The 26,873-nt window shown below is 66.8% G+C and carries 22 protein-coding genes and 1 pseudogene; 3 read left to right on the top strand and 20 right to left on the bottom strand.

The window, feature by feature from the left end:
• Positions 1–17: 17 nt before the first annotated feature.
• Positions 18–569: a GNAT family N-acetyltransferase gene (locus EV216_RS06550; protein ID WP_132694249.1), complete on the top strand. Its 552-nt coding sequence runs from the start codon at positions 18–20 to the stop codon at positions 567–569.
• Positions 570–956: 387 nt separating this feature from the next.
• Here EV216_RS06550 and EV216_RS18650 read toward each other — a convergent pair.
• From EV216_RS18650 to repA, 12 genes and pseudogenes are all read right to left on the bottom strand, one after another.
• A pseudogene (locus EV216_RS18650) lies at positions 957–1,784 on the bottom strand (ABC transporter ATP-binding protein).
• 245 nt (positions 1,785–2,029) lie between these two features.
• Entirely contained in the window at positions 2,030–2,710 is a 681-nt protein-coding gene (locus EV216_RS18645) for an ABC transporter transmembrane domain-containing protein (RefSeq protein ID WP_243641998.1), read from the bottom strand.
• 7 nt (positions 2,711–2,717) lie between these two features.
• A complete protein-coding gene (locus tag EV216_RS06540; protein WP_132694248.1) occupies positions 2,718–3,800 on the bottom strand; it encodes an ATP-binding protein in 1,083 nt (360 codons plus the stop codon).
• Positions 3,790–4,488, bottom strand: coding sequence for a response regulator (locus EV216_RS06535; protein ID WP_132694247.1), 699 nt, complete (start codon positions 4,486–4,488; stop codon positions 3,790–3,792). The genes EV216_RS06540 and EV216_RS06535 overlap by 11 nt, the downstream gene beginning before the upstream one ends.
• On the bottom strand, positions 4,485–7,607 hold the full coding sequence (locus EV216_RS06530) for a multidrug efflux RND transporter permease subunit (RefSeq protein WP_132694246.1): 3,123 nt from the start codon (positions 7,605–7,607) through the stop codon (positions 4,485–4,487). The genes EV216_RS06535 and EV216_RS06530 overlap by 4 nt, the downstream gene beginning before the upstream one ends.
• A gap of 16 nt (positions 7,608–7,623) precedes the next feature.
• Positions 7,624–8,775 carry an efflux RND transporter periplasmic adaptor subunit gene (locus EV216_RS06525; RefSeq protein ID WP_132694245.1) on the bottom strand — a complete coding sequence of 384 codons (1,152 nt, stop codon included), beginning with the start codon at positions 8,773–8,775 and terminating at the stop codon, positions 7,624–7,626.
• 337 nt (positions 8,776–9,112) lie between these two features.
• The gene (locus EV216_RS18175) at positions 9,113–9,277 is read right to left on the bottom strand and encodes a hypothetical protein (RefSeq protein WP_009574204.1); all 165 of its coding nucleotides are present in this window, start codon (positions 9,275–9,277) and stop codon (positions 9,113–9,115) included.
• Positions 9,278–9,677: 400 nt separating this feature from the next.
• Positions 9,678–10,151 (bottom strand): hypothetical protein, encoded by a 474-nt coding sequence (locus tag EV216_RS06520; RefSeq protein ID WP_132694244.1) that lies wholly within the window; start codon positions 10,149–10,151, stop codon positions 9,678–9,680.
• A gap of 99 nt (positions 10,152–10,250) precedes the next feature.
• Complete coding sequence (locus EV216_RS06515) at positions 10,251–12,422, bottom strand: ParB/RepB/Spo0J family partition protein (protein WP_132694243.1); 2,172 nt, start codon at positions 12,420–12,422, stop codon at positions 10,251–10,253.
• A gap of 169 nt (positions 12,423–12,591) precedes the next feature.
• Positions 12,592–13,806, bottom strand: coding sequence for a plasmid replication protein RepC (gene repC / locus EV216_RS06510; protein ID WP_132694242.1), 1,215 nt, complete (start codon positions 13,804–13,806; stop codon positions 12,592–12,594).
• 213 nt (positions 13,807–14,019) lie between these two features.
• Positions 14,020–14,952 carry a plasmid partitioning protein RepB gene (gene repB / locus EV216_RS06505; RefSeq protein ID WP_132694241.1) on the bottom strand — a complete coding sequence of 311 codons (933 nt, stop codon included), beginning with the start codon at positions 14,950–14,952 and terminating at the stop codon, positions 14,020–14,022.
• Entirely contained in the window at positions 14,936–16,129 is a 1,194-nt protein-coding gene (gene repA, locus EV216_RS06500) for a plasmid partitioning protein RepA (RefSeq protein ID WP_132694240.1), read from the bottom strand. The genes repB and repA overlap by 17 nt, the downstream gene beginning before the upstream one ends.
• A gap of 209 nt (positions 16,130–16,338) precedes the next feature.
• Between repA and EV216_RS06495 the strand changes: the two genes are divergently transcribed.
• Both EV216_RS06495 and EV216_RS06490 read left to right on the top strand, forming a co-directional pair.
• Positions 16,339–16,566, top strand: coding sequence for an AbrB/MazE/SpoVT family DNA-binding domain-containing protein (locus EV216_RS06495; RefSeq protein WP_132694239.1), 228 nt, complete (start codon positions 16,339–16,341; stop codon positions 16,564–16,566).
• Positions 16,556–16,951 carry a PIN domain-containing protein gene (locus EV216_RS06490; RefSeq protein ID WP_132694238.1) on the top strand — a complete coding sequence of 132 codons (396 nt, stop codon included), beginning with the start codon at positions 16,556–16,558 and terminating at the stop codon, positions 16,949–16,951. The genes EV216_RS06495 and EV216_RS06490 overlap by 11 nt, the downstream gene beginning before the upstream one ends.
• 20 nt (positions 16,952–16,971) lie before the next feature.
• Here EV216_RS06490 and EV216_RS06485 read toward each other — a convergent pair whose 3' ends face one another.
• From EV216_RS06485 to EV216_RS06450, 8 genes are all read right to left on the bottom strand, one after another.
• On the bottom strand, positions 16,972–17,856 hold the full coding sequence (locus tag EV216_RS06485) for a recombinase family protein (RefSeq protein WP_132694237.1): 885 nt from the start codon (positions 17,854–17,856) through the stop codon (positions 16,972–16,974).
• Between the two features lie 347 nt (positions 17,857–18,203).
• Positions 18,204–19,118 carry an FAD:protein FMN transferase gene (locus EV216_RS06480; RefSeq protein ID WP_132694236.1) on the bottom strand — a complete coding sequence of 305 codons (915 nt, stop codon included), beginning with the start codon at positions 19,116–19,118 and terminating at the stop codon, positions 18,204–18,206.
• A gap of 3 nt (positions 19,119–19,121) precedes the next feature.
• Complete coding sequence (locus tag EV216_RS06475) at positions 19,122–19,694, bottom strand: nitrous oxide reductase accessory protein NosL (protein WP_132694235.1); 573 nt, start codon at positions 19,692–19,694, stop codon at positions 19,122–19,124.
• Positions 19,691–20,512 carry an ABC transporter permease gene (locus tag EV216_RS06470; RefSeq protein ID WP_132694234.1) on the bottom strand — a complete coding sequence of 274 codons (822 nt, stop codon included), beginning with the start codon at positions 20,510–20,512 and terminating at the stop codon, positions 19,691–19,693. The genes EV216_RS06475 and EV216_RS06470 overlap by 4 nt, the downstream gene beginning before the upstream one ends.
• Positions 20,509–21,402, bottom strand: a complete 894-nt coding sequence (locus EV216_RS06465) for an ABC transporter ATP-binding protein (protein WP_132694233.1) — start codon at positions 21,400–21,402, stop codon at positions 20,509–20,511. Before EV216_RS06465 ends, EV216_RS06470 begins: the two co-directional genes overlap by 4 nt.
• The gene (locus EV216_RS06460; RefSeq protein ID WP_132694232.1) at positions 21,371–22,714 is read right to left on the bottom strand and encodes a nitrous oxide reductase family maturation protein NosD; all 1,344 of its coding nucleotides are present in this window, start codon (positions 22,712–22,714) and stop codon (positions 21,371–21,373) included. Before EV216_RS06460 ends, EV216_RS06465 begins: the two co-directional genes overlap by 32 nt.
• Before the next feature lie 3 nt (positions 22,715–22,717).
• Positions 22,718–24,637 carry a TAT-dependent nitrous-oxide reductase gene (nosZ, locus tag EV216_RS06455; protein ID WP_132694231.1) on the bottom strand — a complete coding sequence of 640 codons (1,920 nt, stop codon included), beginning with the start codon at positions 24,635–24,637 and terminating at the stop codon, positions 22,718–22,720.
• On the bottom strand, positions 24,630–26,873 hold the full coding sequence (locus tag EV216_RS06450) for a NosR/NirI family protein (RefSeq protein WP_132694230.1): 2,244 nt from the start codon (positions 26,871–26,873) through the stop codon (positions 24,630–24,632). The genes nosZ and EV216_RS06450 overlap by 8 nt, the downstream gene beginning before the upstream one ends.

The following is a 26,873-nucleotide window of genomic DNA, read 5'->3' as shown; positions in this document are numbered from 1 at the left end:
GACCGAAAGCGAAACCCATGAAACCGATCGAAACCGACCGCCTCATTCTGCGAAACTTCCGCCGCGAGGACGCGGCCGGGCTGCTGGCCTATCTGGAATCCCCGGTCGCGAGCTGTTTTCTCTCGCTGACCCTGCGGGACATGGATGCCGCCTTGGCCGAGGCCGACCGTCGCGGCGCCGATGACGCCCAGATCGCCGTCTGCCTCAAGGACAGCGACCAGCTGATCGGGGACCTGTTCGCGCATCCCGAGGACGACACGGTCTCGGTCGGGTGGAACTTCAATCCGGCGTTTTCAGGACGGGGCTATGCCTTCGAGGCCGCGCATGCCCTCTTCACGGATCTGTTCGAGGTCCAAGGCATCCGCCGCCTCTACGCCTATGTCGCGGATCACAACCTGCCCTCGCAGAAGCTCTGCGAGCAGTTGGGTATGCGGCGGGAGGGGCTGTTCCTAGACTACATCTCCTTCCGGAACGACGATGCCGGGCAACCGATCTACGAGAACACCATGCAATACGCGCTGCTGAGACGGGAATGGGATGCTCTCTGCACCCGCAACAGCAAAGGGTAGATAAGTCGTCTTGCAAGGCCATTTGCGCCAAATTCTTAGCTGATTGTGGCAGCAGGAGGCAGGAGGCAGGAGGCGGCATCGGGGCCGACGAACCGCTTTGCAATCTCTATGCTGATCTGCCGCCTCGCATGATGGGAACGGTGCAGGGCAGCTTCTGACCTGCACACTCGGCCCATCGCCGCCAGTTGACCAACACGCCGCGTCGTGAGCGTCTTCACAGAAGCGGCCACTCCTGCATTGCGAAGCAAAACCGGTCGAGGGCTCTCGGAAAGGCGCGCACGGTGCAGCCCGTGCGCTGTGGGGCGTCTTCGGTCAGATCGTCGACACGGGCCTACGATCGCGGCACTTCCCGAACGACCTTGGGTTGGGTATCGCGCCCGAGATGGTTCACCCCGCGCGCAGCAGGCTCGCGTAGAGCCCGGCCCGGTCGACCAGTTCGTCGTGCGTGCCTTGCTCGACCAGGTGTCCGGCCTGCATCACGATGATCCGGTCGGCACCCCGGATCGTCGAGAGACGATGCGCGATCGTGATCGTGGTCCGTCCCTTCGACAACTCGTCCAGCGCCAGCGACATGGCGCGTTCGGTGCGGGTGTCGAGGGCGCTCGTCGCCTCGTCGAGCAGCAGGATCGGCGGATCGCGCAGGATGGTCCGGGCCAGCGCCAGCCGCTGCTTCTCGCCGCCCGAGAAACGATGGCCGCCCTCGCCCACCAGAGTGTCGTAGCCATCGGGGAGCGCCACCACATGATCGTGAATCTGGGCTACCCGTGCGGCGGCGATCAGGTCGGCTTCGGACGCATCTGGTTTGGCAAAGCGCAGGTTCTCGGCCACCGAGGCGTGGAGAAGATACGGCTCCTACGACACCACGCCCAGCATCTGCGCCAGCGTGTCGAAGCTCAGGTCGCGCAGGTCCACGCCGTCGAAGCGGATCGCTCCGCCGTCGACGTCATGGAGCCGCGCAAGAAGATAGCCGAGCGTCGTCTTGCCCGAGCCCGTGGGCCCCACGATGGCTATGCGGCTGCCCGCGGGGATGGTCAGGCTGACGTCATGAACGGCGGGGCGGCCGCTTGGGGCATAGGCGAAGCGGACGCGATCGAGCTGGACTTCGCCCCGCATCCGGGCGCGCGGCAGGATGACCGGGTCCGCGCGCTCGGTGATTTCGACCGGCCTGTCGAGATATTCGAAGATGCGGGCGAAGAGCGCACGCGCCTTGCGCATGTCACGGCCGATCTCGAGCAGTTGCTCGAACGGCCAGAGAAGTTGTTCCTGCAGGGCGATCATCGCGACCAGCGTGCCGACGCTGGCCGGATCGTCGGTGCGCATGAGCAACCCGCCCGCAAGCAGCGTCAGCGCGGGCAGGACCGCCAGCGCAAAGCCGATCAGCATCCACTGCCACTCGCCGGCCGTGTGCGAGCGGACCTCGAGCCGCGCCAGATCGCCCGAGATGCGGGCGAACCGCTGCGTCAGGTGCGGGCCGCGCGCCATGGTACGGGCCAGGATGACACCCGGGACCGACAGGGTTTCCTGCACCACCGCCGACAGGTCGGCGTCTCGCGCAGGTGGGCGACACGGTGGCTGATCAGCACCGTTCCCGGCACGATCAGCAGCACGAACACGGCCAGCCGCCAGTCGAGGATCAGAATGGCGACGGCAGTCATCGCGACCGCGCTCAGTGCGCGGCCGAGGTCGCTGCCGGTCTCGGTCATCAGCGATTGCAACCCCGAGATGTCGCCTGCGATGCGCGACTGCACCTCGCCGGTCCGGGTGCCGGCGAAAAAGCCCAGCGACAGGCTTTGCAGATGGGCGTAGAGCCTGACCCGCAGGTCGTGCAGGATCGCCTGCCCGATGCGCGAGGTCAGCACCACCTGCAGCGCCCCTACCGCGGCGGCAGCCAGCGCCACCGCGACCATCCCCGCCACCAGCCCGAGCAGCAGCGTCAGGTCGTGCTGCGGCAGCGCCACGTCGATCACGGCGCGCAGCAGGAAGGGACCGGCCAGCCCGATGGCCGAGGCGAGGATCATCAGCGCCGCCACCCCGGCGATCCGGATGCGATAGGGGGCAAACAGCCCAAGCACGCGGCGCACGGACACGTGGCGGGCGGCGAGGTCGTCGTAGCCTGCGCTGTCGTCGTGAACAGGGAACATGGAGGTCTCAGCCGGAAACGGGCGATGCGCGGCGCGGCAGGCGGATCTCGACCGCAAGGCCGGGCGTGTCGGAGGCCAGGATCAGCGCCTCGCCGCCATGGGCGCGGGCGATGGCGCGCACGATGGGCAGGCCCAGACCCGAGCCGCCAAGGCTGCGCCCGCGCGACTCGTCGGCGCGCCAGAACCGGTCGAAGGCGCGGGCCCGGCCGGCCTCGGAAAGGCCGGGACCGCCGTCAGTGCAGCGAAAGACCACATCGGTGCCGTCGATGCCGGTCTCCACCTGAACCGGCGCGTGCGGCGCGTAGCGGCAGGCGTTCTCGAGCACCGCGACGAAGGCCTGCCTCAGCCGTGCCCGGTCGGCGAGGGTGGCGGCCGGGTCGAGGTTGCGCGTCACCGCGATGCCCGCCGCGGCCAGTTCGGCTTCCAGCGCGGTCAGCGCGGCCGCGGCTTCGTCGGCCAGATCGACCGGTGTGACGGCAAGATCCAGCTGGCCCGCATTGCTCAGCGCGAGCGTGCGCAACTCCTCGACGATGCCGGAGAGGTCATCGACATGCGCAATCAGCCGACAGTAGAATTGCGGGCCCGGCTCGAACACGCCGTCAAGCAGCCCCTGCAGCCGCCCGCGCAGGATGGTCAGCGGCGTGCGCAACTCGTGCGCGATGGCGGAATTGGAATAGGCAAGCTCGGTCTCGGCATGTTGCAGGCGCTCGGCCATGCGGTTGAAGTCGGCGACCAGATCCCGCGCCTCGCCGAAGCTGCCGGGCGGCAGATCGGCCCGGGCCGAGAAGTCGCCGGTGGCGATCCGGCGCGCGGCGGCGGCGACCGTCTTGAGCGGCGCGATGATCCGGCGCGCCAGTCGCCAGCCGATGAGCGAGGCCGTCATGAGCCCGAAGCCCAGCACGAGCCCGACCATCACCGTGTCGCCCAGCCGCCAGCTCTCGTCAGGGGTGGCCTGCGGATAGAGCCATTCGTAGATGACGAAGAAATAGGCCATCATCCCGACATAGACGACGGCAAAGGCCGTCAGCGTCAGCCCGATCATGGCGAGGGTGATGCGGGAATTGAGGCTGCCGCCGCGTTCACGGTGCATCGAGTGCCTCCAGCCGGTAGCCCACGCCGCGCACGCCGCTCAGCAGCCCCTCGGCCCCCGCCGCGGCCAGCTTGCGGCGCAGGTTGCTGACGTGGCTGTCCACGGTGCGGTCGAGCGCCTCGCCTTCGGGCAGGCAGGCGTCGACGAGATCGGCGCGCGCGAAGGCGCGCCCCGGTGACGCGGCCATGTGGGCGAGGATGCGGAACTCGGTCGGCGTCAGGTCCAGCGGGACCGGACCCCGGCCGGTCTCGACCACCGCGCGGTGCGCCTGCGGATCGACCGTCAGCGGCCCGAGGCGGAGAATGGTCTCGGGCCCCCGTCCGAGGGTGCGGCGCAGCACCGCCCGCGCGCGGGCCACCACCTCAAGCGGGTTGAAGGGCTTGACCACGTAGTCGTCCGCGCCGATGCGCAGCGCCTGCAGCTTGTCCAGATCCTCGGCCAGCGCGGTCACCATGATCACCGGCGTCGCGCCCCGGCGCCGGATCGCCGCCAGCACCTCGTAGCCGTCCTGTCCCGGCAGCTTGATGTCGAGCACCACCAGATCGGGCCGCAGCCGCTGGTGATGGGCAAGGCCGGTCGGCCCGTCGCCCGCGCAGATCACCCGGAACCCCTCGCGGGCGAAATAGGTCTCGAGGATCTCGGCGATCTCGGGTTCGTCTTCGATGATCAGGATCAGGGCGTTGGTCATGGCTTTGCGGTCCGGACGGGAGGGGCGGACAGGCCGGGGGCGGAGAGGCCCCGGCCGATCCGGCTGACCGTGACATAGAGCACGGGTATGAAGAAGATCGCCAGCACCGTGGCCGAGACCATGCCGCCGAAGACGCCGGTGCCAATGGCGTTCTGGATCTCGGACCCGGCGCCGCGCGCCAGCATCAGCGGCACCACGCCGAGGATGAAGGCGAGCGAGGTCATCAGGATCGGCCGCAGCCGAAGGCGCGCCGCGCGCAGGATCGCGCGATGCGGCCCCACGCCCTGGCCGCGCAGGTGGCGCGCGAATTCGATCATCAGGATGGCGTTCTTGGCCGAGAGGCCGATGATGGTGACGAGGCCCACCTTGAAGAACACGTCGTTCTCGCCGCCGCGCGCCAGCACCGCCAGCACCGCGCCCAGCACGCCCAGCGGCACCACCAGCAGCACCGCCAGCGGGATCGACCAGCTTTCGTAAAGGGCGGCCAGCACCAGGAACACCACCAGCATCGACGCCGCCAGCAACATCGGCGCCTGACCGGCCGACTGCTTCTCCTGCAGGGACTGTCCCGTCCATTCCAGCGCGAAACCCTCCGGCAGCGCCTGCGCCAGCCGCTCCATCTCGGCCATCGCGGCGCCGCTCGAGGTGCCCGGCGCGGCCGAACCCGAGATGCGGGCCGCGGGATAGCCGTTGTAACGCGCCAGTTGCAGCGGAGCCGTGGTCCAGGCCGGCGTCACCACCTCGGACAGCGGCACCATGCCGCCCTCGGAGTTGCGCACTTCAAGGCGCAGCACATCCTCGACGTGCATTCGGTTGGGGGCGTCGGCCTGCACGATGACCTGTTGCAGGCGTCCGCCGTTCGGGAAGTCGTTGACATAGCCCGAGCCGACCGCGGTCGAGATCGTGTCGTTGATGGCGGCGAACGACAGGCCAAGCGCCTGCGCCTTCGGCCGGTCGACCTGCAGCTCGATGCTGGGGCCGTCGGGCAGCCCCTCCGACATCACGTCGCTGAGAAGCGGGCTTTCCGCGGCCAGCGCGATCAGCCGGTCCTCCGCCGCCTTCAGCGCGGCGGGGCCGGCGTTGGCGCGGTCTTCCAGCCGCAGCGAAAAGCCCGAGGTCGTGCCGAGCGACTCGATCGCCGGCGGCTTCAGGATCATGACCATGCCTTCGGGAACATCGGCCATCGCCGCCTCGGCCGCGGCGATCTCGTCGTCGACGGTCGAGCTGCGCTCGCTCCAGTCCCTGAGGCTGGTGAAGGCCTGCGCGGCGTTGGGGCCCGAGCCCGAGAAGCCGAAGCCCAGGATCACCGTATTCTCCACGATGTCGTGCCGGGTGGCGGTGTAGGCCTCGTAGGCGGCCACGATGGCGCGCGTGCGTTCGGCCGTGGCCCCGGCGGGCAGTTCGACGGCGGCCATGAAGCTGCCCTGATCCTCGTCGGGCACGAAGGCGGTCGGCAGGCGCTGGTAGCCCACCGCCAGCACCGTCAGAAGGGCGGCATAGAGCACCAGCATCCGCCCGCCGCGGCGCAGCCCCCAGCCGACCCAGCCGGTGTAACGCGCGCTCAGCGCCTCGAACCGGCGGTTGAACCCGCCGAAGAAACCCCGCGTGGCGTGACCCGTTCCGGGCCTCAGGAGTGTGGCGCAGAGCGCGGGCGTCAGCGTCAGCGCCAGAAACGCCGACAGCAGGATCGAGACCGCCATCGACAGGGTGAACTGCCGGTAGATCGCGCCGACCGATCCGCCCGCGAACCCCATCGGGATGAAGACGGCCGCGAGGACGAGCGTGATGCCGACGATGGCGCCCGAGATCCCCTGCATGGCCTGCCGGGTGGCAGCGCGGGGCGTGACACCCTGCCGGGTCATGATCCGCTCGACGTTCTCGACCACGACGATGGCATCGTCAACGATGATGCCGATGGCGAGCACCATGCCGAACATGGTCAGCACGTTGATCGAATAGCCCGCGACGGCCATGACGGCGAAGGTGCCCAGAAGCGCGATCGGCGCCACGAGGGTCGGGATCAGCGTGCAGCGCAGGTTCTGCAGGAACAGCAACATCACGAAGAAGACCAGCACCATCGCCTCGATCAGGGTGCTGATCACCTTGGCGATCGACACCTTCACGAAGGGCGCGGTGTTGTAGGAGATCGACAGCTCCATGTCGCCGGGCAGCGCGGGGCGCAGCTCGGCCAGCCGCGCCTCGATGGCGGCGGCGGTGCGCACGGCATTGGCGCCGGGCGACATCTGGATCGCGGCGGCGGCGGCGGGCTTGCCGTTGCTGCTGACGCTGAAGGCGAGCGTCTGCGCGCCCGACTCCACCCGCGCCACGTCGCCCAGCTCCAGCCGCGACCCGTCGGCCTGCGCGCGCAGCGGGATGGCGGCGAAGGCCTCGGGCGTCGTCAGCTGGCCGCGCAGGATCAGCGGCGTCGAGAGCCGCGTGCCGGGCACCGTCGGCTCTTCGCCGACACGGCCCGGCGTCGTGGGCGCGTTGTCGCGCGCGATCGCCTCGGTCACGTCGGCCATGGTCAGCCCGTAGGCCGCCAGCTTCGCCGGATCGACCCAGACCCGCATCGCGCGGTCGGACCCGAAGGGCTGCACCCGCCCCACGCCGGGGAGGCGCTTGATCTCTTCGGCAAGGGTGCGCGACAGGTATTCGCCGAGGCTCAGTTCGTCCGTCGCGCCCTCGCGCGATTTCAGCGTGATGACCATCAGGAAACCGGACTCGGCCGCCTCGACGCCGATACCCGCGCGGCGCACCGGCTCGGGCAGCAGGGCCTCGGCGTTCTTCAGCCGGTTCTGGACATCGACCTGCGCCATCTCGGGATCGGTGCCGGGCTTGAAGGTCACAAAGACATTCGCGCCTCCGGTCGAATCCGCGGTGGATTCGACATGAAGCACGTTCCGGACGCTGGAGAGTTCCTTCTCGATCGGGCGGACCACGCTGTCGTTGACGGTCCGGGCATCCGCGCCGGCATAGGTGGCAAAGATACTGATGCCGGGGGGCGCGATGTCGGGGAAGCGCGCCACCGGAAGCTGCGGAATGGCCACGAGCCCGGCCAGCGCGATGAAGATCGCGATGACCATGGCAAAGATCGGGCGGTCGATGAAGAAACGGGACATGGGATCGGCTCGGGCTTCAGTTCTTCACGGAGGCAGGGGCTGCATCGGCGGCCATGGCCGCCACGGGAACCGGCACGCCGTCGGCCACGCGGTCCTGCCCGCGAATGGCAATCACCTCGCCGGGCCTCAGCCCGGAGGTGACCACCACGCGCCCGCCGATGGCGTCGCCCAGCGTCACGGGGCGCCGCGCCGCCCGGCCAGCGCCGGATACGACCACGACCTGCGCCTGGCCCGCCTCGTCGCGCAGCACCGCGTCCTCGGGGACAAGCAGCGCCTCGGGCAGCACGCCGCGCGGCAGCCGGGCGCGGACATACATGCCGGGCAGCAGGGCAAGGCCGGGGTTCTCGACCTCGACCCGGACCGAGACGGTGCCGGTGCCCGGATCGACGATCACGTCCAAGGTTTTCAGCTGTCCCTGCCGTACATGGGGCCGGTCTCCGTCGATCAGGATCTCGACCCCGCCCAGCCCCGCTGCGGCGGCGGTCCGGATAGCGTCGAGCGAGGCCGCGGGCAGGCGGAGATCGACATGCACCCGGTCAAGATCCTGCACCACGGCCAGCACCCGCTCGGCGCCCGGCGCCGCCAGCCCCCCGACATCGGCCAGCCCGCCCGCGACATGGCCCGCAATGGGGGTGCACAGCGTGGCAAACTCCAGATCCAACCGGCGGCGATCGACGATGGCCTGCGCTTCGGCGCGGTTCGCCTCGGCCAGCGCCAGATCATTGCGGGCGGCGTCGTTCTTCTCGCCGCTGGTGGCGTTCTTCGCCATCAGTGCGTCGGACCGTTCCAGACCGCGCCGTGCATGGGCCTCCGCGGCCTTGGCGCGGGCAAGCCCCGCCTCGGCGGTCGCGAGATCGGCCTTCAGCGGCGCGGGGTCGATGCGGAACAGCACGTCTCCGGCCGCGACCCGCATCCCCTCGGTCACCGGCCGCTCCAGGATGATCCCGCCCACCTGCGGCCGAATCTCCACCCGTCGCCACGCCGCGACGCGTCCCGGGAATGTATCGGAAAGCACGATCCGTTCAGGCGTCAGGGTGACGAGCGTCAGCTGGACGGGCCGGTCGCCAGCCGGCTCGGCCCCGGCCAAGACCTCGACGGCGGAAGCGAGGGTCGGCGCCGCAGCAAGGCAGCAGATCAGAAGTAGCCTTGGAACAAGCAGGCATGTCATGTCGGAAATCCACGGATCGGTTCTGCTGCGCCAGATGACATGCCGGCGTTGACAAAACGGGGAGGTTCCGTGGAGGTTTCGTGGAGGTCCGGGAAATTGCTGCACAGATTGATCCGGTTCGCGCCCGTTCGCTTCGTCGGCGTGAGCGGGCGGTTTTGCGGAATGCTGCGGAGGCAATGCCGCAGAGCCAGCGGTCCGCTTTCCGCCCTTGGGTACCACGATGTGCGCAAGTGGCACACTGGGTTCCCAAGATCGGCACCGCCGATCACGCGGTCGGCGATAGATCGGGAGGCGCATCAGCGCCGTCCCCGAGCCCGCTGGAAGTGAGGCCAATGCCTCACCCGAAGGGATCGTATTCCGAAACGATCACGACCTCGTCGCCGTCGATTTCATCGGCGGGGACAGCGCCATAGGTTCCATCCCCTGCCTGGAAGACGACGATGGAGACCATGAGCGTGGCGGCGAGGGAGGCGGCGAAAGCGTGAGCATCTTTGCGGGACATCTGTTTGGCTCCTGTCTTGGAGGCGGGGGACCATCCCCCGCGCGACAGGACCCCGCAGGCCCGAAGACTGGCTGACATCACCGGGTGCGTTCGGCCCCCTCTTCAAACGGGGCCGAATCCGCCCGGCGGCACGGGCTCGCCCGTAGTCCGACCCCTTGGGGTTGATCTCGAAGACGGGATTCGGGGCAAGGAAGGGAATGGCGAGCGGGGGATGGTGCTCCGACGTCAGGAGCCCATTGTCCCGCTGATGCTTCTAACGCCGCCAGCCTCCCGGCCAGGCTCTTGGTTGAAGACCTACTTCTTGGGGGATGGAACCTTCGGCGCCCCGCGACATCGCGGGACTAGGTTGTGGTTGGTGAGAGGCCCGCCTTTCGGCAGGCCCCTCACGCCTTGTCAGGGCTCAGGCGGCCAGGTCCGCGCCCCCTGCCCTATCGCCGTCCTCGGCACCGACGATTTCGAGCCGCGCGTTGCGATAGCCTTCCCGCGCGATCCAGAGCCCGGCCGCGATGATGGATTCCGCCAGATGCAACAGCTCGGTGTTGCCACCGAAGTCCAGCAGCACGCGCACCTGCCCGGGCTTGGGTTCCTCGGCCACCTCGAAGACAAGGCGGCTATCGGTCGAATGGCTGCGCATGATGGTGACGAGGAGCACCCCGTCCGACGAGAAGTTCCCCTCGTGCAGCGTGAAGGAGGCCGGTGCCGTCCAGGTCGGATACGGCCGGGGTGGTTCCTTCTTCACGAGACGACCGACGCCGTTTGATCGTTCCCAAGCCGCGAGCTTCTTGGTGAAACGTGCCGGCGGCCTGGGACTGCCGTCGGTGTAGCGGATCAGCGCCCCAAGGGGGGCTGTGTCGATGATGGTCGTTGCAGACATGATTCCTCTTCCCGAATGCGCGCTTTCGCATTCATCTTATTGATATCGCGGTATTTTGTTTGACTGGGGGCGGGTTTCCCCGCCCCCGGATGGCTCGGATCACTCTGCCGCCATCATCGACGCGGCGTTCTCCGGCAGATCGGCGGTCAGGAAGGCGGGGAGATCGATATCCTCGGGCTGACCTGCGTCCTCCCCCTGCCCTTCTGCGATCGCCTCACCGTCACGTGCTTCCAGATCGGCGCGGCGCAGGACCTCGGGCAACCAGCCGCTGCCCTTCAGAAGACGCTCGGCCTCACTGGCCATCTCGCCCTTCTTCAGATGGTCGAGAAGCTGCGCTGTCCCCTCCCCCTTCGCCTCGCGCACGGCCTCGAGGATCCGGGCCTTGGGCACGCGGTTGAGATAGCCGTCGACCGTCGGCTCCCAGCCGGCTTCGACCATGTCGAGGTCGACCGCCCGGGCCACGAGATCGGCCTGCGCCATCCGCCGCGCCAGGCCGCTGGCAGAAATGCCCGCACCATAGGGGTTCACCTTCTCATGCAGCGCGTTGATCCCGAAGCTGAGGCAGTGCGCCAGCAGAGCCAGTCGGCTGCTCTGGTCGAGCGCGGCCAGATAGTCCCAGAGGGCGGCATCGTCGCCGAGGGGCAGATCGGCCTCCCACGCTGCGTGACGCTCGTCGACGAGCTTGGCCACGACGCTGTCCTTCAGATCGGGCGCCTGCGCGGTCATGTAGACATGGCGGACCGAGGCCTCGAGGCAGCTGCCCGAGGAACTCGACGTGCGGAAGGTGTCCGAGACGAGCTTCAGGAGCAGGAGCGTCAACGCCACGTCGGGAGATCGCCCGATGGCCTCGCGCAGCGCCAGCGTCCGATGTGCGGTCAGTTCCATGACCAACCGCTCGGGCAATGGCTTCAGCGCCCCGTCATCGTCATCATCGGACGGGTCCGTGCCGATCGGCTGCCCACCCGAGGTGATGACGGTCACGCCCGCGGACGACGCCGAAGGCTGCCAACCGGGGATTCCAGCAACTGCCCCCTGCCCCGTCGCATCCGCATCGCCGTCGCCCGGGACCGCGGACTCTTCCCGCGGTTCGTCCTCAGGCCGGACATAGCCACGATAGACCGCGAGGCTGCCATCCCGATCCAGCGTCACGAAGGCGCCCGCGCAAGCGACCTCGGCCGGGTCGAAGATCAACGGACGCTGTTCGAGAGCCTCCATCGCCGCCTCTAGCTGACCGAGCCGGGCATCGATCTCCTCGGGGTATTCGTCATTGCCGGCGTATTCCCCCTCCAGCGCACGATACTCGGCGAGGAGCGCGGCATGCGCGGCGCTTTCCTCGTCGGTCATCGGCGCCGGATCACCGGCCAGACGCCTGAGCCCGTGGCTGTAGCCATAGGGCAGATCGGTCGCCACCTCGATCCACTTCCAGCCCTCGGAAGCGAGCGCTTCGGCTTCCGCCTGAAGCTTCTCGGTGACCAGCCGGTCGAGCAGGGCAGGGTGCTCGAGCCAGCCACCGTCATCGGCCTGGAACAGATCGCGCAGGACGCCACCGCCCGCCGCCTCATAGGCATCGATACCGACGAAGACCGCGCGACCATCCGAGGCCCTGACCGAGGTCTCGGTCAGCATGCGCCGGATCGCGTAGGGCTCCTTGTTCCAGGAGTTCCTCACTGCATCCCAGACCTGCATCTGACGTGCGTGATCCGGGTTCACCGTGAAAGCTGTGAGCTGTTCCAGCGTCATGCCATCCTCGGCATAGACGTCGAGCAGGGCAGGGGCCACGGAGGCGAGTTTCAGGCGCTGCTTGACGATCTGGGGCGTGACGAAGAAGGCGGCCGCGATCGCTTCTTCGCCCTGACCCTTTTCGCGCAGGGCCACGAAGGCGCGGAACTGGTCAAGCGGGTGCAGGGCGACGCGCTGCATGTTCTCCGCGAGCGAGTCGTCCTCGGCCAGGATCTCCGATGCGGCATCCCGCACGATGCAGGGGATCGGCGCGGTCTTCGTCAGCCGCTTCTGCTTCACCAGCAGCGACAGCGCCTGGAAGCGACGGCCGCCGGCCGGGATCTCGAACATGCCGGTCTCGACACCGTCAGCATCGAGCACGGGCCGGACGTTCAAGCTCTGCAGGAGCCCGCGCCGCGCGATGTCCTCGGCCAGTTCCTCGACCGAGACGCCCGCCTTGATGCGCCGGACGTTGGACTGGCTCAGGACGAGCTTGTCGAAGGGGACGTCCCGCGAGGGGGACAGGGTGACTTTCTGGGCTGCTTTGGCCATCAGAACTTCTCCAAGACGGGCGCCGGAAGCCTCTCTCCCGATCTCGCTTCCCGTCACCCTCAAACCCCCAGTCCTTTCCCTCTTGAACACCGGGTGGCTGCCAAGAATCGACTTAACAGCTGTTAAATCACCACCAATCGGCCTGCATTCTCCGAGCACTTAACAGCTGTTAAGCCGCGTTCCGTCGGGCGATCAGCGCCATGACCATCGGCCCGCAGGAGAATTCTCCCGCCGCCGCCTTGGACGTCAGCGCACGCAGGTATCCGCCGGGCGACCTGATTTCGGCAAAACGTTCCAGCATGGCAACAAGGACGATCGACGCCTGCTCTGGTCCCATGCAGCGCTGCGCTTCTTCCCAAGCCGATGCACTGATCCCCATCGCCGGTCGGACATGGCACGCGGCGTCGAATAGCTGGTGCCAGTGTCGGATATCCCCATGGTAGAAGGTCTTGAGCGACGGACAGCCACTGATCACCAGATGGAGCGGGATCCTTGGCGCCCGCCTTATGTCCGGCTCTTCAATCTCCGCCTCAGGCTCCAGCTCCAGCTCCAGTTCGGATCCGGGACCCGCCGGCCCGCCTTTATTCAAGGCAGGTTCAAAATCGGTAGAGTCTTTTATTGAATTAAGATGGTGATGCTCAGATAGGGCATCATTGGTGTTCATTTTTTCTGTCTCTGGACCATCGATGACGTTGCGCGCATGATCAAGAAGGGTCTCAAGGTCGGTCCGGCAAGCCGACAGATCCTCAAGCGAAAGCTTGCGGCGTAGCGCACGGGCCGTGAGCGCGGCCTTATCGCGGAGCTGGTGCCATAGACCGAGCCCGGGCTGCACCTCCTCCCCGAACTCCGCCAGGGCGGCGATGTCGCGCCGCATGAGGCTCACGACCTCTCTCAGTCGCCGCATTCGGTCCTCGGCTTCCCGCACTGCTTCTGCCGCCCTTGCGATCTCCTCTGCCCGGCAGTAGAGCGGCGAGAGGTCGAAGCCGAAGGCCACCCGCTCTTCGCCATGCTTGCGGACATAGCGCTTCCCATTGGGGCTATCGCGCCGCGCAAGCAAGCCAGCTTCCACCAGACGGGCAAGGTGGCGACGCATCGTCGAGCAGGGCATGCCGTTCAGCCGCTCGCAGATCGCCTTGTTGGAGGGGAAGACGACCATTTCCGCGTTCCCGCCAAGCGCATCGCCCGGAAAAAAGCTGAGAAGCCCTTGGAGGACGGTCAGATCGCGCTCTGTGACCCCGAAGGCCCCTTGAGCCTTGGACAGCTCGCGCAAGAGCTCCCACTTGTTGGCGGGCCTAGCCGGAACTGATCCCTCAGACCGCTCAACTACATGCAGATGGGCGTGCGAAATTGGCCGCATAAACGGCGAGATCGGCGTGTACTCCATGTTGTCAGTTCACGAAGGCAAAATTTCCCTGGCCCGCGAATCGCTTTGCGCTTGCGGGAAAGGGACCAGATCGCTACGTTCAGAGGTGCGAAAACTGAGTTTTGTAGCGGGCTGGTCCCGTGCGAAACCTAAGAAAGGTCTCGTGAAGCTAGCTTCTCGGGGCCTTTTTCTTTTCTGCCTGTCTCGTGCCTCCTTTTTGGTTGTTGCTCTTCCTCAATCTTCCGAGCGCTTCCAGCGCTCGTGAAGCTCGGCGATCAGCTGTGGGGCATTGCCCTCCAACCAGCTGACGAAATCACTATCCTCGGCCTTCAACTCGAGCTTGAGTTGCTTTCCACGACGTCCGGTCGTGACAGTGGCGGCACCGACGCCCGGAATGACCCTGCCGAGCTGCCCTCGAGGGCGAGACGAGGATGTGATCTGTTCGGGCTTCCCTGCAGCAGAGAGGACGGCCAAAAATGCATGATCGGATTTCTCGTCGATACCGCCTTGGTGGGCGGTCTTCGCCTCACCGGCCAAAGCGGCGAGCCGTTCGCGCTCGACATCCGTAGACCCAAGCAACTTCTTGAGCTCTTCCCATCGGGGCCGACCGATACCCGGCGCAGCACCAATGGCTAGGATCAAGTCCTCCCCAACGGTGCGAACCACGCCTAACAGCTGAGAAACTCCTGCCTCGGTCAAATTGAGAACCTCGGCGACACCCTTGTTCGTGCGTTCGGATGCGCTCAGATGGTCACCGTCAAGCAAGGCGGCGGCGACAAGCGCGCGTTCGATGAAGCTCAGATCCCGCCGCTCCTGGTTCTCCAAAAGCTGATCGCGAAGCGCCTGATCGCCCTCCATCTCCGTGACGATGGCGCGGACCTTGATCCCCAGTTCCCTGCAAGCTTCCAGTCGACGACGGCCATAGATCAGGCTGTAGCGGTCACCCTCAAGCGGCCGGACGAGGATCGGCACGCGCTGTCCATTCTTGGAAATCGACGCTTTGAGACCCTCAGTCTCGATCTGCAGCCGGTCATCGAGCCGACCTGCGGCCTCGATTTGGTCAGGCTCAATTTCGAAGACGCCGCCGCGCAGCCTGCGCCCCTCGAGCGCGTCGGGCGCGTTGCGAAGGGTCTGCAACGGCAGCCCCAGTTTAGGCTTTCTTGCCATTGCGGCCCCACGTGTTCTGAATGATCGTCGCGATCTCGTCGTTGACAGCGTTCATGGACTCGATTGCGCGGTCGAAAGTCTGACGCGTGAAGTCCTTCTTGTCGGCCTCATAGAGCGTCTGCTTCGTCAGCCCTGCGTCAGAGATCGCGGTCGACTCAACCATATGGTTGGTCAGAACTGACCTACCGAACAGACCGCGGATGAAGGCAATAACCTCTGTCTGCGGGGCATCACCCACCTTGTATCGGGTCGGGAGGAAACGCAGCCAATCGAAACGAAGATTTGCACCGGCATCCCGGATGACACCAAGCAGATCAGCGGTCATGCGCAGGAACTGCGACATGGACATCAGATCGAGCATTTGCGGGTGAACGGTTACAAGGACCCCAGAAGATGCAGACAGGGCGGACATGGTCAGAAAGCCAAGCTGCGGCGGGCAGTCGATGACGACGACGTCATAGTCCGCTTCGACACTGTCGAGCGCGTCACGCACACGCGCGAAAAAGGCACGCGCGCCACCACGCTGAATGGCGGCGGGCGTTTCGTGCTCGAATTCCATGAGTTCGAGGTTGCCGGGAATCAGGTCAAGACCGCGGATGTAGGTCTTGCGGATCACATCCGAAATCGGAACCGGCTCATCGTAGCGCACCGCGTCATAGAGGGTGCCGCCCTCCATCAAATCCAGTTCAGGTTGGATGCCATGCAGCGCGGAAAGGGAGGCCTGAGGGTCGAGGTCGATCGCGAGCACCCGATATCCCTTGAGCGCCAAGCGTTGCGCAAGGTGCGCCGACGTGGTCGTCTTACCGGACCCGCCCTTGAAATTGACGACAGAGACAACCTGAAGCTCGTCCCCGGCACGGCGTCCCGGGACGTAGGTGCCAGGTTTTTTTGCATTTGCCTCAAGGGCGTGGCGGATGTCCCAGACATCATCCAGCGTATACCGACGGTGACTTCCCGCAGTCGTCTCGACGTCAGCGATCTTTCCTTCTCGATGAAGCTTGCGAAGATAGGTATGATCGACGCCGAGCAACTCGGCCGCTTCGCCGCTGGTCAGGCTGCGCATGACCTTCTTGGCGTCGGGAGGGAAGTGAGCCGCACGTTGCGCGTGAAGGTTCGACGCGAGAAGCTCTGCGTAGTGCCCGATAGCAATGTCTAGGTCTTGCTCGGCTTCGCTCATCTCTGCCTCGATCCGTGGGCGCGATTTTTATGTGACCGCGCGGTATTTTTCGAGACTATTGCCTGACCGACCAGATTCGCGCAAGCTATTTCTAAATCTGGTGTCAGGCGTTGAGTCACGCACAAGAGTGGCTCGGGCAAGAGGTCTCGCTTGCCCTCCGAACCCCATTGATATACGTTCACGAAAGTATATCCTTACAGGAGGTCACGATGCAGGTCGCAAAATGGGGCAACTCGCTAGCCGTCCGCTTGCCCGCGGAACTTGTCCGTGAGCTTGACCTCAAAGAAGGCGATCAGATCGACCTGATCAAGGACGACGGGAAGGTGAGAGTACGGCGCCTCGCGCGCGCGGACGAGGTGCTGACCGGCCTGCGCCGCTTCCGGGGCAAGTTGCCTGCTTCGGAACGCCTGAGCCGCGACGTCACGCATGAGCGCTGAGTTCGCGGACACGAATATTGTCCTCTACCTGCTCGACAACGGCCCGAAGTCCGATCGAGCCGAGGTCATTCTGGGGCAGGGGCCCCGGATCAGCGTCCAGGTCCTGAACGAGATGCTGGTCAACTGTCGGCGCAAAGCCGGGCTCAGTTGGGAGGAGTCCGGGGCGTTTCTCGAGGGCGTGCGCGCATTATGTCCCGTCGAAGACCTGACGCTGCACACCCATGACGTAGGCCGTGCCTTGGCGGAGCGCTACGGCTTCTCGATCTACGACGCGATGATCGTGGCAAGCGCATTGATTGCGGGTTGCACCACGCTGTGGAGCGAGGACATGCAAGATGGCCTGCTCGTTGAAAACCAGTTGCGGATTGTGAACCCGTTTGCATGAGCGGGTTGTTTCCTCCTTGCTCAGCCGAGCAAGCCCAACCGTTCTGCCCGATCCAGCAGCATCTTGACCGATGACACCTGCCAGCGGGTCCGGCCGCGGGGGGTGCGTTCGCGCATCGCCTCAAGCCGGTCGCAGATGGCTTGCAGGGTGATGTCGGGGTCGGCGCCCTTGATCGCGGCGACGATGGCGGGCAGGCGTTCGTCGGTTTCGCGGCGTCCGGCGCGGCCCAGGACCGTGTCGGGCAGGTAGCCGTCGCGGACATAGGACTTGACCGCGCGCAGCAGGCGGCTTTGCGTCCAGCGCCGGTCCGGGGGCAGGGGGGCGTTGACGATGCGCAGCACATCCTCCCACGCCATGTCGGGGCGCAGGCGGCGGACATGCGGCACCCAGTCCTGCGCGGTCTCGCCCAGACGCTGCATGTAGCCGTCCAGCCGGGCGAGGCGCACCTTGCGCAGCGCCGCCGGATCGCGGGCGCGCAGGCCGGGATTGCCGCCGATCCGGCCCTGGGCGCGGGCGCTGGCCAGCCCGGCCACGGTGCGCTCGCGGATCAGGGCGCGCTCGAACTCGGCCGCGGCGCCCAGCACCTGAAGCGTGAACTTGCCCTGCGGCGAGGCCGTGTCGATCGGGTCTTGCAGCGAGCGGAAATGCGCGCCCTTGGCCTCCAGCCGCTCGATCACCTCGAGCAGATGCGACAGCGACCGCGCCAGCCGATCGATGCGCACGACCACCAGCGTGTCGCCCTTGCCGATCCTCTCCAGCACGCGGGCCAGCACGGGGCGGGCGCGGTTGCCGCCCGAGGCCTGTTCCTCGTGGATCTCGGCGCAGCCCGCTGATTTCAGGGCCTGGGTCTGGGGCAGGGGGGTCTGGTCCTCGGTCGAGACGCGGGCATAGCCGATCAGGGGCATGGGGTGGGGCGCCTTTCAATTCACGATGTCACCAGTAAACGACCGTTTGTCATCGTATGCAAGGACGTTTGCGGGGCGCGCGGAAGGCCGGTTCCTGCGTTTTGGGCCAGAACAGAGCCGTTTTCCGGCGTCACATGCGCCGTGCGCGGTGGCCGGGCTGGAGGGCTGGAAATGCCGCGATCGAAAATCCCCCATGTTATCCGCGAAAGAATTCTATTCTGCGGTCATTACACAAGAACCCGTTGATCCTGAAGCCACCCATGACAACCACCGAGCCTGCCCTCGCTCCATGATCCGGCGCCGGGGCGTGGTGCAGGGGTTTCGTGGGGTGCGGAGGAAGATGGTGTTCAGACCTCAAGACCAACAAGCCGCGCCTCGGGGAAATCGGCAATCATCGCGGCGATGCCGGTTTCGTCAAGCAGGCAGGCCGCGGTGGACAGCGCGTCGGCGAGCCCCGCGCGGGGGGCGGTGACGCTGACCAGCCGCCAGCGCGGCGGGGCAGGGCTGCCGGTGCGCGGATCGAGGATGTGGCCCGCGCGGCCTGCCGCGTCGAAGGTGGTGCCAAGGGGGCCGGAACTGGCCAGCGCGCGGTCGCGCAGGCGCACGGGCGTCGCTGCGGCGTCGTCCAGATGCACCGGCCATGGGCCGCCCTCGGGCTGGCCGCCGAGCGCGCGGAACTCGCCGGTGTTCACCAGAATGTCGGTCAGTCCCTCGGCCGCCAGCAGGTCGGCCACCTTGTCGGCGATGAGCCCCTGCGCCACGCCGTTGAGCGTCAGCGCCATGCCGGGCCGGAGAAGCGTGATCGCCTGTGCCTCGGCCTGCACGCCGGTCCAGCCGATGCGTGGCAGGGTGGCGGCGATCTCGGCGGCGCTGGGGGCGCGGCTCGTCGCGTGGGTTTCGGCATGCAGCCGCCAGAGTGGTTGCACCGAGGGGTCGAAAGCACCGCCGCTGGCGGCATGGACGGCGGCGCAGAGCGACAGGCATTCGAGAAGCTCGAAAGGCGGCGCGTCCAGCCGCCCTGTGTGGTTGAGCCGGGCAAGCGCCGAATCCGGCCTGTGCATGCTGAAGATGGCCTCAAGCCGGGCGATCTCGGCCAGAGCCCTTGCGATCAGCCTGTCGGCCTGCGGGTGGGCAAGGTGGATCGAGGCCGGTGCCCCCAGCGCAACACCCTGCCAGCGTGTCAGCGGTGCGGCACCGGCGGGAAGCCCGGCACAGGCGGCGGCAGCCGCAGCGATGGTCAGCAGGCGGCGGCGGGTGGGCATGGTTCAACTCTCCTGTTCGGCCTGAAGCGCGCGCAGCCGGTTCAGGAAATCGCCATCGTCCCCGGCGCCGATATCGCCCTCGATCTCGACCGGGGTCAGCACGGCGGCGTCGGGGATGTCGGCCAGCCGCAGCACCTGCCCGCCATTCCTGGCGGCGAAGGCGGCAGCGCGGGCGGGGTCGGAAAAGGGCACCAGTTCGGGCGCGCCCATACCCCCGGCGATGGCCGAGCCGACGACGAAATGGGCCGTCTCGGCGGCGATCCAGTTCGCCGCACCCGGGTCGTCCCAACTGGCGCCCGGCGCGCCCATGTCCGAAACGTAGATGACCGCGATCATGTGGCTTTGTTCGGGCATGCGCTGATAGGCGATGGAATCGCGCACCTGGCTGAAGAACAGCGGGTGGGGCAGGCCGGTCAGATGCACCTGTCCCTTGGGCCCGGGATGTTCAAGCAGGTCCATCTGGCAGTAATGGCCAACCGCCTCTGCGGTCATGGTGACAGGGGCGGGCAGGTCGGCCAGATCATCGCGGCACGCGACGAGCGGGACAAGGACAAGGGCGGCGAGAAAAGGTCTCATGGCGTGACCCTCCGGAAGGCCAGTGTGGCAAGGACAAGCGAGAACAGCGGCCAGAGCGCGACCGAGGCCAGCGCCAGTGTCGTGGGGATGGTGCTGGCAGCACCGCCGAGACCGGCGGCGGCGGCGGTCGCCTCGGACGCGGCGAGGTTGTAGAGGCGGAAGGCATCGGCCGGATTGGCCAGCAGCAGCCACGGGAAGACCTGCGTGGTGAACCGGCCGCCGCCATCGGTCACCACCGCGGCCAGCAGACCCAGATCGTACAGCACGATCAGCACCAGCCAGAGCCCGATCGCCAGACCCGCCGCCGCCCCGGGCCGCCGCGCCAGCGCCGACAGCGCATAGCCGATGCCAAGGAAGGTCGCGCCCAGCAGCACCGAGCTCCAGCCCAGCCGCCAGAGCGCGGGCAACCCCGCCTGTGCCCGCGGATCGGTCCAGATCGCAGCCGCGGCGGCAATGCCGTAGCCCACCGCCACGGCCAGCGCGAGCACCCCGAGATGGGCTAGGAACTTGCCCAGGATCAGTTCGGCGCGCGAGACGGGATATGTCAGCACCAGCGGCAGCGTGCCGCGTTCGACCTCGCCCGCGACCGCGTCGAAGGCCATCAAAAGCGCGACGAGGGGCACGAGATAGACGGCAAGGCTGGTCAGGCTCGCCACCGTCACCGACAGACGGTCGGCGCCGAGAATGCCGGTGGGGGCACTGCCGGTGGCCGACAGCACCATGGAAAACAGCGCCATCATGGCGACGGCGATGGCGACCCAGCGGTTGCGCAGCGCGATGCGGGCCTCGGCGGCGGCGGCGGCAAGGATGCGGGTCATTGGCCTTCGCTCCGGCTGTAATGGCTGTAAAGGTCTTCAAGGCTGGGCGGCAGCACCTCGACATCCTCGATGAGGGGCTGAAGCCCGGCGATCTGGCCCAGCCGGGCAAGTTTCTCGTGATGGCGGCACATCAGGTCCACCATCACCCCGTTGCGCCGCGCGCCGGCAAGCTGGCCGGCCACGCTGTCGGCGGTGTCGGGCCGCGCGGTCACCTGCAACCGTATCGGCAGCGCGGCCTTGCGGCGCAGGTTTGCCAGCGTGTCGTTCGCCCTGAGCCGCCCCTGCGACAGGATCACGATGCGGTCGGTCCGGGCCTCGACCTCGGTCAGGGCGTGCGAGGACAGCAGGATCGCCGCGCCCTCGCCCGCCAGCTCGTCGAGGATGGCATAGAATTCGCGGCGCGAGACCGGGTCCAATCCGCTGGTCGGCTCGTCCAGCACCATCAGCCGGGGCCGTCCGATCAGCGCCTGCGCCAGCCCGACGCGCTGGCGCATGCCCTTGGAATAGGTGCCGATGCGGCGGCGGGCGGCATGGCCCAGCCCGACCTTTTCCAGAAGCGGCATGGCGCCCCGCGCAGGCTCGCCGCGCATGCGCAGATAGAAACCGAGCTGCTCCAGCCCCGTGAGCGCAGGGTGAAACGCCACGTTCTCGGGCAGATAGGCGGCAAGACTGCGCGCCGCCCGGCTGCCCGGGGCTGCACCCATCAGCGCAACGCTGCCCGAACTGGCGGGGATCAGCCCCAGCACGATCTTCATAAGCGTGGACTTTCCCGCCCCGTTATGGCCCAGCAGCGCCACGCGCTCGCCCGGGGCGACGTCGAAGCCGACATCGTCCAGCGCCGTGACGCCCTCGAAGCGCTTAGTGAGATGTGAGATCGTCAGGCTCGTCATCGGATAGTCTTCCATGCAGCCATGCGGGCCGGGCCTCGGCCTCCAGCGCGGCGATGTGGGGGGGAACGGCGATTTCGGGCGGGCGCATCAGCGGATGGCTGTCCACCACGCCGCCGGGCAGGATGGCGGGAAAGGCGGCCTGGCTCCAGCGCACCAGTTGCACCGCAGGCGAGCCAATCAATAGCGCCGCGGCGGGCTGCGACCACAGGATATGGTCCATCAGGTCGTTGGGGCGGAAACGCGCATCGGCGATGCCGTCGCCGTTCAGGTCAAAGGCGGGGTGGTCGGACCAGTAATTGCCGCGCTCGCCCACGCTCCATTCGATATCGCGGGTGCCGACATATTTCACCTGCGTCCGGTTGCCGATGAAGGCGTTGCCGGTCAGCGCATTGCGCTCGGAGCCGGCGGTGAAATGGATGCCGATCTCGCAACCCTCGAAGCGGTTGCCAACGATCAGGTTGCGATGCGCGTTGTAGATGAAGGTGCATTTCTCGGTTGTGCCGCCGCGCACGAGATTGCCGCGCACATCGGCATTGTTCGCGAAGTTCAGCATCACGCCATGGCTGCGGTCCATCAGCGACAGGTTGTCGGTGACCGTCACGCGGTTCGAGAACATCACCGCGAAGCCGAGGTGATTGCCCAGCGAGACATTTCCCGAGACCTCGCTGCTGTGGGTGTACATGTAGTGCACGGCAAAGCGCAGGTCGCGGAACAGGTTGCCGCGAAAGACATTCTCGCGCGAGGCGTTGGCGAAGATGCCGTCGCGCCCCCAGCGGATGTCGTTGCCCTCGACCACCGTTCCGGGCGCGTTCCAGACATAGACGCCATTGCCGCGCTCGTTCATGCGGTGGTGGCGACGGCCCTCGATGGTGTTGCCGCGCACCTCGCTGTCGCGGGCGCCAAAGACATGGACGCCGACAAGGTTGCCGAGAATGCGGTTGTCCGAGATCAGCGCGCCGGTGGCGCTGCGGTCGAGCTTTACGCCTGCGTCGATGTCCTGGTGCGACGAGCCCGAGCCGCGGATGGTCAACCCGCGGACCGTCACGTCCGGGCCGGTCACGGTGATCACGCTGCCATGCCCACCGGCATCCAGCACGGCCTGCCCGCGCCCGTCCAGCGTTACGGGGCGATCAAGTCGCACCGGACCCTCATGCAGGCCCGGTGCGAGGATCAGCACCTCGCCGGCGGACACACCGGCGAGGGCGGCGGCAAGCGCCCCGGGTTTGGCGGGCACCAGCCGCTCGGCCGCCGCTTCCCCGACAGGGAAAGCGGCGAGCAACGCCAGCGCGAGAGTGCGGACGCGCCGGCGCATGGCTCAGGCGTCCCGCGGTTCGACGAACATCCGCCCGCGCATCTCCATGTGCAGCGCGTGGCAGAACCACTGGCAATAGTACCAGAAGACCCCGGGCTTGGCCGCGACGAAGGTGACAGAGGCGGTCTGTTGCGGGCTGATCTCCATCGCGATGCCATGATCGCCCAGGCAGAAGCCGTGGGTCAGATCCTCGATGTCGTCCTGGTTGGTGACATAGACCGTGACCTCGTCGCCCTCCTGCACGGTGAAGCTCTCAAGGCTGAAACTCGGCGCCATCGAGTGCATGTAGACGCGCACCTTGTTGCCGTCGCGGATCACGTCTTCGCCCCAGTCCAGGTCCACACCGTCGGCCTCGGCCTGAGCGCGCGCCGCGGCCCATGATGGGTCGTTGCGGTCCCAGACATGGACGGGGTTCATCACCGAACGGTGCACGAGGATCGAGTCGTGCGGTTCGGCGAAGGTCGGTCCGTCGTGCACCAGATGCAGCCGGTCGCCGTCGATGACGAAAAGCTGTTCGTTCTCGGGCTTCAGCGGACCGACATTCAGGAACCGATCCTTTGAGAACTTGTTCATCGAGACGAAGAACTTGCCGTCCGCGTCCAGGGTCTCGCCCATGGTGGTCGAGTTGTGGCCGGGCTGGTAATGCACGTCGGTCTTGGAGATGATCGGATCGACATTCTCACCGTCATGGGCGCGCACGGCGCCCTCGATGTTCCAGAACACGATCTGGCTGTCGAGGAAGAGCGTGGTATAGGCGTTGCCCTTGCCGTCGAAGGCGGTGTGCAGCGGCCCGAGGCCCAGTTCCGGCTCGGCCACGACCGGATAGCGTGGATCGAGACTGTCATCCTCGAAATACGCATCCAGCCTGCGCACGTCGATCACGCTGACCGTGGGCGAGAGCTTGCCGCCGATGCACAGGTGGATCTTGTCCGGTGCCATGTTGCAGCCATGCGGGTTGTTGGGGATCGGGATGTAGCGGGTGTATTTCTTGTTCACCCCCTTGCGCCCGTCGATCACCTTGACGCCGTTGAGTTCGACAAAGTCGCCCTCGACGATGCCGCGTTCGATCTCGGCGATGTTGAAGACCACCACATGGTCCATGTCCGCGGCGGTCATGTCGGGCAGGGTCATGCCCATTTCCGAGTTGTACGAGGTCGAGAAGGCCCATTTGCCCTCGTAATCGGCATCGGTGTTGTCGAGATTGCCCGACACCATCACCTGCCAGGCCACCTCCATCGTGTCCGCGTTCAGGGCGGTATAGAAGTTCACGTACTTGTCGGGCTCGTCCAGGATCTGGCCGTCATTGATCATCGGCGCCTCGTCCTCGCCATTGGCGAAGACATAGTTGGTGCGCGGCCATTTCTGCGGACGCAGCCCGTGGATCGCCTTGGCATTGGGGATCTGGACGATCCGGTCGCATTTCATCACGTCGCAGCGGACGCGGGCGATGCGGCTGTTGGCCTTGTCGTTCATGAACAGGAACCGGCCGTCATACTTGCCTTCGGTGAAGGACATGTGGACGTGGTGCAGGTCGCCGTTGGGCAGCACCTTCAACCCGTTCGCCTCCATGTATTTCCGGGTCTTTTCGGTGAGGTTCCCGTTCATGATGGCGAGCGACTCGTTGGTGATGCCCCAGCCGGTCGCCGAGCAGGTGTTGAACACGGGAATGCGCATCAGTTCGCGCATGGACGGCACGCCGAGGATGCGCAGTTCGCCGGTCTGGCCCGAGGACCAGAAGCCGTAATATTCGTCCAGTTCGCCCGGCCCCACATGGGCCTGTGCCGCGGCCGAGGTCTGGGCCGAAGCGCGCGAGGGTGCGAGGCTGGCGCCAAGCGCGCCCGTGACGCCCAGGGCAGCGCCGCCGGCGGTCGCGCCCAGAAGGCCGCGCCGGCTGATCCCGTCGGGTTTCGTTCGCTCAGACATGGGTTTTCTCCTTCCTGTCTGCGAGGGTATCGGTGTGGAAGCTGTCCAGCGCCCCGGCGGGCTTGCCGCCGACCGCGGCACGCCGCTTGATCTGGCGGATCACGACGGGGCATTTCGATTTGGACTGGTAAAGAACCTGGCAGTGCATGCAGTTCAGGCATTCGTTGGGATTGATCTCGCCGGTGGGGTGGATCGCCTGGACGAAGCATTCGTTGGCACAGGTCTGGCAGGGCCTGCCACATTCGGGATAGCGCTTGAGCCAGTCGAACATGCGGATACGGGCCGGGATCGCCAGCGCCGCGCCCAGCGGGCAGAGATAGCGGCAATAGAAGCGTTCGACGAAGAGCCCGATGAACAGCAGCGCCAGCGCAAAGGTCACGAAGGGCCAGGCGCGGTCGAAGCGCAGCACGATCGCGGTCTTGAAGGGTTCGACCTCGTTGAGCTGGCTCGCCCAGGGCACGGCGGCAAGGCTGGCCGCGAACATCACCAGAAAGATGATGTATTTCGCCGGCCAAAGGCGTTCGTGCAGCGTCCAGGGGATCCTGATTTGCGGAACCTTCAGTGCCCGCGCGATCTGGTTCGTCAGTTCCTGCAACGCGCCGAACGGGCACAGCCAGCCGCAATAGGCCCCGCGTCCCCAGAAGATCAGCGCCGCGGCCACCGCCCACCACAGGATGAAGGTCAGCGGGTCCAGCATGAAGGCCTGCCAGCTGAATCCCGAGCGCATGGATTGCACCAGCGACAGGATGTTCACCACGCTGAGTTGTGCCGCCGCGTACCAGCCCAGGAAGACAAGCGAGAAGCCGAGAAACCCCATCCGGAACCAGTAGACCGCCCGTTCCGACCGGGTCAGGACCATCTGGAAGAAGAAGGCCCCGGTCAGCACCGACAGCATCATCAGCAGTCCGGCGATCTCCCGGGCGCGGTCGCGCCAGATGCGGTCGATCAGCGCCAGTTGCGCGGCGCGTTCGGCCTCGGTGTCCTGCACCATGTCGGGAATCGGCGCGACGGCGCGAGGAATTTCGCGCAGATAGGGCAGGGGCAGTTGATAGGCCAGGTCGAAGGTGGTGAATGCCCGCTCCAGCGCCGCCACGTCGCGCTGCACCAGAAGTTGCAGCCGCCAGGGCTCGGTCGGGTCGAAGCCCGCATCGGCGGGGATGCGGAACAGGTCAAGTTCGGCAAAGCGCGGCGACCCGCTGGCGGCGATCTCGCCCAGTCGGCGGTGGTCGCGGTCGCGAAAGCGGATCGACATGTCGCCCTGCACCAGCACGATCCGGTCAAACAGGCCACCGCGGACATAGCCTGAGCCCTTGAAGGAATAGGTGCCCCGCCCGGCCACCAGGATCGCGTGTTCTTCCTCGTTCAGCCAGCGGCGCAGATTGGCGTGCTCGGCCGGGCCGAGCAGCCGCTCGCCGATGGCGGGCACGCTCACCAGCGCGGCGTAAAGGTCGATGAACGAGGTCTCGGGCGGGTCGGCGAGGGGCCGGGCAGCGGCGCGCGGATCATCGAGATCGGCGAAGGCGTCGTTCACCTGCCCCACATCCAGCGACATCCGCCGCAGCGTGCCGTCGCCCAGCAGCGTCATCCAGCCCGGGGCGGCCACGGCGGCGGGGTCGATCTCGAACTGCGGGCCGACCGGTTCGCCGGGCGGCGCCAGCCCGCCGAGGCCCAGGGAGCGGGCCACGCGAATACCCGAGCGGACGATGGAATCGTCGATCACCATGATGGTGACGGTCACGCCCGAAATGATGTTGAGCATCTCGAACGACCCGCCTGCGGCTGCGGCGGCCGCAAGGTCAAGCCCGACATGCTCCTGCATCAGGGTGCGGATGCGGATTTCGGGAATGCCGATCAGCACGATCGGTTCCCAGTGTTGGACAAGGTTCAGCCCGATGATCCGCGCATCGTCGTCAACCGCGACCATGATGTGGATCGGCTTGCCGGAATAGCCGGTGGTGCCGACGAAATCGGAGTTGACGAAAACCCAGCCGAACTGCCCCTCGGGTCCGAGGATCGGCGCCACCGGCATATCGGTGCGCATCTCGCCGAACCCCGTGGCGCCCGCCACGATGCTGTCCGGGGCCGTTTCGGCCAGATAGCGCGGCAGATGGGGCGCCTGCGCCATGGCCAGCGCCGGAAGCAGGCAGAGCAACAGGGCCAGGGCCAAGGCCACCACGCGCCGGAGGTGGGCGGGTCGGAACGGGACGGAACGGATCGGCGCGGGGGCAGGGAACAT

Source organism: Rhodovulum steppense (assembly GCF_004339675.1).
In the GTDB taxonomy this organism is placed as follows: Bacteria; Pseudomonadota; Alphaproteobacteria; order Rhodobacterales; family Rhodobacteraceae; genus Rhodovulum; species Rhodovulum steppense.
This window is presented reverse-complemented; position numbering and strand designations above follow the sequence as displayed.